9 protein-coding genes are annotated in these 7,108 nt (G+C 55.5%); 4 read left to right on the forward strand and 5 right to left on the reverse strand.

All coding sequences use genetic code 11. The annotated features are described in order from the left end of the window. From VFO10_RS03880 to VFO10_RS03890, 3 genes are all read right to left on the reverse strand, one after another. Positions 1–371: hypothetical protein (locus tag VFO10_RS03880; RefSeq protein WP_325137361.1), on the reverse strand; the 371-nt coding region annotated here is incomplete at its 3' end. A 27-nt stretch (positions 372–398) separates the two neighbouring features. Then, on the reverse strand, positions 399–686 hold the full coding sequence (locus tag VFO10_RS03885) for a rhodanese-like domain-containing protein (protein WP_325137362.1): 288 nt from the start codon (positions 684–686) through the stop codon (positions 399–401). A gap of 2 nt (positions 687–688) precedes the next feature. Next, a complete protein-coding gene (locus VFO10_RS03890; protein WP_325137363.1) occupies positions 689–1,552 on the reverse strand; it encodes an MBL fold metallo-hydrolase in 864 nt (287 codons plus the stop codon). Between the two features lie 188 nt (positions 1,553–1,740). Between VFO10_RS03890 and VFO10_RS03895 the strand changes: the two genes are divergently transcribed. Then, entirely contained in the window at positions 1,741–2,166 is a 426-nt protein-coding gene (locus VFO10_RS03895) for a YeeE/YedE family protein (protein WP_325137364.1), read from the forward strand. Continuing rightward, positions 2,163–2,591 (forward strand): DUF6691 family protein, encoded by a 429-nt coding sequence (locus VFO10_RS03900; protein WP_325137365.1) that lies wholly within the window; start codon positions 2,163–2,165, stop codon positions 2,589–2,591. Before VFO10_RS03895 ends, VFO10_RS03900 begins: the two co-directional genes overlap by 4 nt. A gap of 176 nt (positions 2,592–2,767) precedes the next feature. Here the strand turns inward: VFO10_RS03900 and VFO10_RS03905 are convergent, their stop codons facing one another. Then, positions 2,768–3,652: a hypothetical protein gene (locus VFO10_RS03905; RefSeq protein WP_325137366.1), complete on the reverse strand. Its 885-nt coding sequence runs from the start codon at positions 3,650–3,652 to the stop codon at positions 2,768–2,770. A gap of 404 nt (positions 3,653–4,056) precedes the next feature. Between VFO10_RS03905 and VFO10_RS03910 the strand changes: the two genes are divergently transcribed. Both VFO10_RS03910 and VFO10_RS03915 read left to right on the forward strand, forming a co-directional pair. Further along, positions 4,057–4,812: a glucose 1-dehydrogenase gene (locus tag VFO10_RS03910; RefSeq protein ID WP_325137367.1), complete on the forward strand. Its 756-nt coding sequence runs from the start codon at positions 4,057–4,059 to the stop codon at positions 4,810–4,812. 70 nt (positions 4,813–4,882) lie between these two features. Further along, on the forward strand, positions 4,883–5,407 hold the full coding sequence (locus VFO10_RS03915) for a DUF1569 domain-containing protein (RefSeq protein ID WP_325137368.1): 525 nt from the start codon (positions 4,883–4,885) through the stop codon (positions 5,405–5,407). Positions 5,408–5,469: 62 nt separating this feature from the next. Here the strand turns inward: VFO10_RS03915 and VFO10_RS03920 are convergent. Then, the coding region (locus VFO10_RS03920; protein ID WP_325137369.1) for a peroxidase family protein at positions 5,470–7,108 on the reverse strand (1,639 nt) is incomplete at its 5' end.

Genomic DNA, 7,108 nt, shown 5'->3' on the forward strand with positions numbered 1-7,108 from the left:
GAACGATTTCTTTCATAGATGGTTTGTACGAAGCAGGACCCGCTTTTTCCCGCTTCAAAACGCCAGGTCTTGAGCGCCTCTTCGGTGAATTCGTGGAAGGTCGGCTCGGATTGATCCATGGATATGACCCGCGTGACAACGCCCTGATCGTTATACTGGCATTCATAAAGATGGGTGACGCAGGTGTCGCCCGCGTTCTTCCAATCCTCTGGCGTGGGTTCGGCGAGGCTTGAATTTTTAAGGGCAGGCTGACCGCTTCCTATCACCGTCAAAGGCGGGAAGTTCGGTCGAGGGAACGACATCATATTCGTTTCGGGTTTGGGAGTGCTGGAGCAGGCTCCGAGCAGCAGGATGGCGCCAAGCTTTTTCATCGGTTTTCCCTTGGTTTTGCAGTGGAATCAGAGCGGACCGCGATCACAGCCGCGGGCGAGTTTCCGAGCGGCTTCGTCGACGCTGCCGAGGTTTTCGACATCTTGAAAACCCAAGGTTTTCATGAGTTCCATGGCGCGGCCGGAGCGATTGCCGCTGCGGCAGTAGACTTTATAGGACGCGTTCTTATCGAGCTTGGAAACCTGGTCTTTGAAATCGGGCCCATTCCAGTCGATGTTCATCGAACCTGGAACGCGAACTTCACTGTACTCTTCGGGCGTGCGGACATCGAGGATCACGGGTTGCTTGGCGGACATGCTTACTTCCTAAGAGGGATTTTAAGGTACGAGACACCGTTGCGCTCGGGCGCTGGCAAATGACCGGCATCAATATTGATCTGGACGCTGGGAAGAAGGAGGCGCGGGGCGCTGAGGGTCGCGTCCCTTTTTTTGCGGAAGCTGACGAACTCTTCGCGCGTGGTGCTGGCCTTCAGCTGTATGTTTTTTTGTTTCTGCTCGCTCACAGGGCAGTGAAAGGCGAGGGGGCGGCCGCCGGGCATATAATCGTGACAGACGTAGAGCTGATAGTGATCCGGGAGCTGGAAGAGTTTACGATGCACCGAATCATAAAGGTCCTCGGCGCTGCCGGCGGGGAAATCGCAGCGGCCCGTGCCATAATCCGGCATGAAGATCGCGTCGCCGACGAAAACCGCTTCACCGATGATATAGCTGGAGCAGGCCGGGGTGTGGCCGGGCGTGTAGAGGGTCTTGATCGTCAAGGAACCGGCGTTGACGGTTTGCCCTTCGTGCAGGAGGAAATCGAACTGCCGCCCGTCAGTGGGAAAGTCCGGGTCCAGATGAAAGATGTCTTTGAAAATTTTTTGCACCGACGTGATGTGGGCGCCGATGCCGATTTTGGCGTTTGGGATTGTCTTTTTCAGGATCTGGGAGCCGCTGACGTGATCAGCGTGGGCATGGGTTTCCAGAATATAATGGACCTTGAGGCCACGTTCCTTCACGTAAGCCAGAACTTTTTCCACGGAATGTTCGCTTAGGGAGGAGGCGGCGGGATCATAGTCCCAGACGGGATCAATAATGACGGCATCCAGAGTCGCCGCATCGTGGACAACATAGGTCAGGGTCCATGTGTCCTGGTCGAAGAATTCCTTGACTGTTTCTTTCATGCATTCCTCCTTGCAGTCTTCATATCTGCCAGGGCCAGCTGCGCATGGGAATAGAAAAATTGGACGACCAGAGCGGACGCGGCTGCGGGGAGGGGAGTCGGTCGTGAGGGCGTGACAGCTGGCTGCGGACAAGGGGCTGCGACTGGGGTATTCTGGGGGCCAAACGATTGGATGTGAGGCTTCATATTATGAATCAGGACTGGATCAATGCATTGCTGGGCGGGGTCATCATTGGGGGCGCCGTGTCCCTTATGCTGCTTTTGAATGGGCGGGTGACCGGCATCAGCGGGATCATCAACGGGGTGCTGTCTCCGGTCAAAGGCGATACGGGATGGCGGGTCCTTTTTGTGCTCGGCCTCGTGCTGGGGGGCTTTGCCGTGCGCGCAATGAATCCCGAGGTTTTTTCCGGGCAGCTGGATACGGGTTTGGGATCGACTGTGATCGCGGGGCTCCTGGTGGGTTTTGGAACCGTCATGGGTAGTGGCTGCACGAGCGGGCACGGCGTCTGCGGGATCAGCCGTCTGTCGCCGCGGTCTTTGGTGGCAACGATGGCCTTTATCGCGGCTGGGATGCTGGCTGTGGTGCTCTTCAAAAGTTTGGGGATACTGTCATGAAGAATGGACTCGCGGCTTTGGTGGTGGGTTTTATTTTTTCACTGGGGCTTGGGATATCGGGGATGACTCAGCCTCAGAAGGTGGTGGGGTTTTTGGATCTTTTCGGGAATTGGGATCCGTCTTTGATGTTCGTGATGGTTGGGGCGATCGGGGTTCACATGGTGAGCTATCGCATCATTCGGCGGCGGCATTCGCCGCTTTTATCGAGGGCCTGGCATGTGCCCGAGAAAAAAGAGATTACGCCGGCGCTGGTTTCAGGGGCTGTGATTTTCGGAATTGGCTGGGGATTGGCTGGTTTCTGTCCGGGTCCTGCGGTCACCGCTCTGGCGAGTTTGAGCGTGAAGCCTTTGGTTTTTGTCGTGAGCATGATCGGGGGAATGCTGATCTTCCGTGCGGTGGACCAGAGGTTGAATCTTCAGAAGTGAGATCGGAAGGGGGCAGATCCGAAAGTGGACCGGCCCACCCCAAGCCTTTTATGGATATCCTCCTCTGTGTGGGTGGACGTGAACCTGATTTCACGAGACTGCGGACCTGGTCACGGGGGGCGTGACCTTTTCCCCGAGACTACGGACCTGGTCACGGGTGGGCGTGAGCCATCACATCAAAGCGCAGACTTGAACCAACACCCGGGGCGGTAGCCCAACTCATAATTCATATATTGAGTGCAGGTGTGCTTCGCGGAAATCATTTCGGCCTCAGGGCTGTTGCGTTTGCTGCCAAGGTCTTTGCCTGGGATCAGGTTCATATCGAATTCCAGATCGCAAATCGCGCCAGCCATCATCGTATCCAGGCGGCACTGGCCCTGAGGGTGGCCGTTGTAGGTTTTGCTGACCACTTTGGTGTCCGGCGTGTCCCAGCTGACTTTTTTCAAGCCTTTGGAACCAGCCAGATCCGCGATGGATTTACTCGCCATCATCAGGCGGTAGCAAAGATTCTGATCATCGCGGGAACGCCACACGGAATCACACTGGGCCTTGGGCAAGGCGGGGATGAGTTCGCGGGCTTCTTCATTCTTCGAACGCTGATTCTTCCAAAGGACCTTGCCGCAGCTTAAGGTCGCAAAATAATCCGACTGCCCTTCATTCGCCGCCCACTGGGCCGAGAAAGGATAGCCAGCCAGGTGATGGCCCAGTTCATGGCACAGCACCAGGGTGAAACCGTCACGCGTGACCTCAGGACGCCGGGCGAGGCCTCCGTACATATTCACGTTCCAGGTCCTGCCGAGCTGCATGGCGCTCGCGTTGACCGTATTGTTGGTCCATAGTCGTTTGACGGCGAGCGTGGCGCCGTGGGTTTCCTTGATCATTGGTCCGTAAATCGCCTCGACCTCGTCGATCACATCATTGAAATCCTGCTCCGAAACATTCGATGCCCGCAGAAGGCTGTCTTCAAGATGCAAATCATTGGGAGGAAGGAAATCGCCAAAAGCCGGAGCGGCGATCAGAGGAAAACACGTAAATAAAAACTTGTAATATCCAGTTAGCATCTTCGTCTCCTAACGGTAAAAAAATAAACCTGCTTATGCAACGCCAGAGTCTTTTGATTGGCTGGTCAAAACAATTTACGATTGCTAAATTTTTCGTGGCTTGCGCGAAAATAATTTTTTCCCAACACGCATTCAAAGGCCTTGAAATGAAGCCTTTGCGCGAAGTTTTTGAAATTATCCAATAACGCATCGGGAGTGAAGCCTCATGCATACATGCGGCATTATTCAGTTTTGAATAGGTGCAATTACCCTCATTCCCAACTGCAACTGCCGACCCCATTCGATCGTGCTCGCCTGCGGCGCTTATCCCACCTGTGAATTGCCTCTCTTCAGTAATTGCGCTAAAAAAAGCGGGAGAAGGTCATCGTGTGATGTCCTGTCCTTTTTTGAAAAGGAGAATTCAGATGGGCTCACTTCAAGACAAGGTCGCGATCGTCACCGGAGCAGCCTCGGGCATTGGACGTTCCCTGGCGCACGCCATGGTGCGGGAAGGGGCCAAGGTGATCATCGCGGATCTGCAGGAACAGGGCGGTCATGAAACGCAGCGCATGATCGAGGATCGTTATCCGGGTTCGTCCGTTTTTATCAAGGCGGACGCGTCGCGTTTTCAGGATCATGAATTTTTAGTGAAGGAAGCCGAGCAGCGCTTCGGAGCTTTGCATATTGCTGTCAACAACGCCGGCATCGCGGGACCGATGGCGCCGACGGGGGATTACCCGCTGGAAGCTTGGGAGCACGTTGTCGCCGTGAACCTTTCCGGTGTGTTCTACGCAATGCGAGCCCAGATTCCGGCCATGCTGCGCGCGGGCAAAGGCTCGATTGTGAATATCTCATCGATCCTTGGACGCGTGGGTTTCTCGAATGCCCCTGCCTATGCTGCAGCCAAACACGGTGTCGTGGGACTGACGGAAACTGCGGCGCTGGAATATTCCAGTCAGGGTTTGCGGATCAACGTCGTAGGCCCGGCCTTCATTCGCACACCGATGATAGCCGAAGCCTTGACCGAGGAAGCCCTGCAAGGGATCGTGGGTTTGCATCCCATAGGACGTTTGGGGGAACCCGAAGAGGTGGCCGAGCTTGTGGTATGGTTGAGTTCAGATAAAGCCTCTTTCGTTACCGGATCCTACTACGCGGTCGATGGCGGGTATCTGGCTCGATAAAGTATTGGGTAAGAGTCAAAAAAAACGGTGGTTCCTCCGATAAGAACACAGAGTTCTTAAAGGAGGAATCATGAAGCGAAGGGACTTCATTAAAGGCGCTGCCGCCGGCGGTGCCCTGCTCTTTATCCCCGGAATTTCAGCATGTACGCCGCAGGATTTTAGCCTGGAACGAGCCCTGAGCGTTATAGAGAGCCTCAAACATTCCCGCTCGCTCAGGAGCCGGGGACCCCAGTCGGCATTTCAGATCCTTATGCACTGCACGCAAAGCGTGGACTGCGCGCTGGTCGGTTATCCCGAAATGAAACCCGAATGGTTTCAAAATTCCATCGGCAAGGCTGCCTTCCACGCCTTTTCCCTTATGGATCAGATGAAGCATGATCGCACGGCTCCCATTCCCGGCATGCCTGTGCCGGCCAAGGATGGGGATGTTCAGTTAGCGCTTCAGGAGCTGGAGGCCGCGTTCCTGAAGCTCAAGGGCATACCAGCGGTCTACCCCCACTTTTTCTTTGGGGCGTTGAGCCATCGGGAAATGGAACGCATCCAGGTGCTGCATCTTATGAATCACCTGGAGCTTTTGGAGTGGAAAAAGGCTTGAGTTGAATAAAGAAAGGGCCGGTGATGCGATCACCGGCCCTCTTTGATCATCGGTTATTCGCTTCAAGGAACCCAGGGTTGGAAAGCATTCGCCGGAATGCCGGCCGCTCCCACCAGACCAGGGAAGTTTTCTTCCAGAAGATTCTTCATCGTCCGCCGCTTGACCCAATCCAGTCCAGCCTGCGTATAAACTTCGGGACGATAGTCCACGGTGAAGAAACGGTCGCTCAGAAGACGGCGCGAGGCCATGAGGGTGAAGACCTGGAATGCGGTTTCACCAAAACCGTAACCATCAGGTCGAACCGATTCTGCAAGGCAGCCGATCATAAGATCGAGTTTTTCCACGTCGCCGTGATAGAGACGCTCCAGTTTTTCCAGGGTCGCGGCATGCTGGGCCGGCAGCGGTTCTTCGCTATAGCGCACGAAAAGGTCACGGAAGCTGCCGATCGGTTTCAGACCCAGCTGACGCCGGAACTCATTGTAACGGGGAATACCACGCTCGCGGTCGCGGATGATATCCACGGTCCCCAAATCAAAGGGGCCCACCATGGGAATCTTGAGATTCTGCAGGAACGCGGGATAGTTATTCAGCGTCAGGGCCCCAGGATGGGTGATGCCGAAACTATACCAAAGGCTGTCGAATCCATAGCGGTCGATGGCATGCTCGGCCTTCTGCTCGCGCGTTTGATCCATGGCCAGCGAAGCCAGGCGTTTTTTGTTGCGCGCGCTGTAAACATCCAGGGAGTCTTTGACCAAAGGATGCATCCGATAAACGGAAACAAATTCCTCGGTCAGGGTATAAGGCACTCCATAGTGATCGGTTGGACCACCGATGATACCATTCAGCGCCTTGCTCATCATTTTGTTTGGATCGATCGCCACACCAAAGAGCGGCAAAAGCTGATCGGTCATGCCGCCCAAGGCACCGAGCTGGTCGCCCAGGGGCGTGCCCTTGAGGCCGAACCAGTTGCTGTACATACCCTGAGCCAGGACGGGGTTGTTCAGAATCGCAGGCGTCCATTCCACAGTATGAATCTTGGCCATCACCGCGCTATTGATCAGGCGCGCCTTATCAAAAAGTTCCTGGTCCTTCATCGCAGGATAAAGCGAGGCGAGGTGAGCGGCGATCGCATTATGCTCACGCACGAACGCTGTGTGCATCAGGCTGAGACCCAGCCACCAGTTGTCGGAAAAACCAGTCTGAACGCGACCCCAGCGCGTGGGCAGGCGGCCGTTATCGAGCTTCAGCTGACCCTTTTTAAAAGTCCGAAGACCGGCGAGGGTGCGGGCATCGCTGCCATAGATCTGGGAACCGTCCCACCAGTGAGTATTTTCGTTGCGGAAGGCGAGATCATAGAGAGAGGAACCATCCTCATCGCGCGCCGTGCGGCGAATCTTCATGAACTGATCATCCGAGTCCTTGGAATCAACCAGGGGATCATCACCCCGCAGCGGAACCTTGATGGGATTGCGAAACTGATTGGCGCCATGGGAAAACCAGTCATGAATCATGAACTGAATCCAGGCCGCGGCGATAAAGTTCAACGACTCGGCGGGCTTGAAGGAATCACGCGTGAGCAGCTCGCGGCTGATATCCCGTGGGTTGGGGCTCAGGATTTCCGCGTCAGGCACCTCGGCAGGCAAGGTCGCGGGATTCACGTTGCGACCGAAGTGAACACCCGCCGCACCCATGCCGGGAACG

This window comes from Oligoflexus sp. (assembly GCF_035712445.1).
Classification (GTDB): domain Bacteria; phylum Bdellovibrionota_B; class Oligoflexia; order Oligoflexales; family Oligoflexaceae; genus Oligoflexus.

Excerpts from the sequence above, each read along its gene's own strand:
- VFO10_RS03905 (WP_325137366.1), bottom strand. The coding sequence starts at position 3,652 with ATGCTAACTGGATATTACAAGTTTTTATTTACGTGTTTTCCTCTGATC.
- VFO10_RS03885 (WP_325137362.1), bottom strand. The coding sequence starts at position 686 with ATGTCCGCCAAGCAACCCGTGATCCTCGATGTCCGCACGCCCGAAGAG.
- VFO10_RS03915 (WP_325137368.1), top strand. The coding sequence starts at position 4,883 with ATGAAGCGAAGGGACTTCATTAAAGGCGCTGCCGCCGGCGGTGCCCTG.
- VFO10_RS03900 (WP_325137365.1), top strand. The coding sequence starts at position 2,163 with ATGAAGAATGGACTCGCGGCTTTGGTGGTGGGTTTTATTTTTTCACTG.
- VFO10_RS03910 (WP_325137367.1), top strand. The coding sequence starts at position 4,057 with ATGGGCTCACTTCAAGACAAGGTCGCGATCGTCACCGGAGCAGCCTCG.
- VFO10_RS03895 (WP_325137364.1), top strand. The coding sequence starts at position 1,741 with ATGAATCAGGACTGGATCAATGCATTGCTGGGCGGGGTCATCATTGGG.
- VFO10_RS03890 (WP_325137363.1), bottom strand. The coding sequence starts at position 1,552 with ATGAAAGAAACAGTCAAGGAATTCTTCGACCAGGACACATGGACCCTG.